Raw genomic sequence first — 1,364 nt, forward strand, 5'->3', positions numbered from 1 at the left:
TGCGGCGTCGGTGTACGACCAGCTCGTTGGTATGGGGGTGATCGTGCGTCGGTCGGCCACTACGACGTTGGCCAGTGCGTCGGGGAAGAGTCCGGTTACTCGGTCGCCGGGGGTGAGGTCGGTGATGTCGGGGCCGATGTCGAGGACGATGCCGGAGGCTTCGCTGCCCATGGTGGCCTCGCCGGGGTACATGCCCAGGGCGATGAGTACGTCGCGGAAGTTCAGACCGGCGGCCCGCACCCCGACCCGCACCTCATGCGGTCCCAGTGGACGCGTCGCCGAATCGGACGGGACCAGTGTGAGGTTCTTCAGTGTGCCGCGTTCGCTGGTGTCCAGGTGCCAGGCGTCGGCGTCGGCCGGAGGTGTCAGCGCGTCGGCGACGGCCGTGGTCGTCAGTCGGGGGACGGTGATGGCGCCGTTGCGGATGCGGGCTTGGGGTTCGCCGGAGGCGACCAGGGAGGCCAGGGCGTCCCTGGAGGCGGGGTGGTTGTCGGTGTCGACCAGCACGATGCGGTTGGGGTGTTCGGTTTGGGCGGTGCGGATGAGTCCCCAGACGGCCGCGCCGGCGAGGTCGTCGTGGGTGGCTTCGATGACGAGGGGGGTGGTGGTGTCCTGGGCCAGGTGTTGTTGGACGTGGGTCAGGGTCTCGGTGGTGATGCGGTGGGTGTCGGCCAGGACGTCGTCGCCGACCGTCGGCACCGCATACCGCTCGAACTCCGGGGTCGGCGAGACGCTGCCGGACCACGGGAGCCAGTCCAGCGCGTACAGATCGTCGGTCTGTCGAGGGCGGGCGCGCAGCTGGGCGGGGTCGATCGGCCGTGTGGTGAGCGAGTCGACCGTGACAACCGGCTGTCCGCTGGTGTCGGTCGCCGACAGCGACAGCGTGCCGTCGTCGTCGATGTCCAGCTCGACGCGCAGCTTGGTGGCGCCGGTGGCGTGGAGGGTGACGCCGGTCCAGGCGAAGGGCAGCCGGATTTCGTCCCCGTCGGAGACCGCGACCAGTGCGTGGAGGGTGGCGTCGAGGAGTGCGGGGTGGATGCCGTAGCCGTCGGTGCTGTCGGCGTTATCGATGCTGTCGGGGAGACGGACGTCGGCGAGGAGTCGGTTGTCGCTGTCGCGGCGCCAGAGTGCGTGGAGTCCTTGGAAGGCGGGGCCGTATTCCAGTCCGGTGGTGGCGAGGCGTTGGTAGGTGCCGGTCAGGTCGATGGGTTCGGCGTCGGTGGGGGGCCAGGTGGTTTGGGGGCTGGGGGGTGCGGTGTTGGCGCGGGTGAGGGTGCCGGTGGCGTGGGCGGTCCAGGGCTGGTCAGGGGTGGTGCGGGTGTGGATGGTGAGGTCGAGAGTGTTGTCGTCGTGGGTGGGGGTGG

The 1,364-nt window shown here is 70.1% G+C and carries 1 protein-coding gene; it reads right to left on the reverse strand.

The annotated features are described in order from the left end of the window. Window positions 1–1,364 (reverse strand): SpnB-like Rossmann fold domain-containing protein (locus NQU54_RS48510; RefSeq protein ID WP_257636646.1); only part of this gene is annotated, 1,364 nt, incomplete at both ends.

This window comes from Streptomyces malaysiensis subsp. samsunensis, from assembly GCF_024519315.1.
Taxonomy (GTDB): Bacteria; Actinomycetota; Actinomycetes; order Streptomycetales; family Streptomycetaceae; genus Streptomyces; species Streptomyces malaysiensis.